The organism is Kitasatospora sp. NRRL B-11411, from assembly GCF_000721345.1.
Classification (GTDB): Bacteria; Actinomycetota; Actinomycetes; order Streptomycetales; family Streptomycetaceae; genus Kitasatospora; species Kitasatospora cineracea.
On record NZ_JOGH01000355.1, the window covers coordinates 1 to 215 of the forward strand.

The 215-nt window shown below is 74.0% G+C and carries 1 protein-coding gene; it reads right to left on the reverse strand.

Annotated features, from left to right (window positions below):
- Nucleotides 1-215: hypothetical protein (locus tag IH44_RS42235; RefSeq protein WP_035958706.1), on the reverse strand; the 215-nt coding region annotated here is incomplete at both ends.

The window sequence follows — 215 nt, forward strand, 5'->3', positions numbered from 1 at the left end:
GGCCCGCAGGTCGGTGATCTTCCCGGTGGACTGGCCGGAGCAGACGCCGCCGACGTAGCCGACCCCGTCCTGCATGCCCAGCCCGTACGGGCGCCAGTCGTCGGCCGACGGGCAGCCGGCGGCGGGGATGGCGTACACGGCCTTGGGCGCGGACGCGGTCGGCGCGGTGGCGTCGTACCGGTACAGCCTGCGGTCGTGCAGGTTGACCACGTACA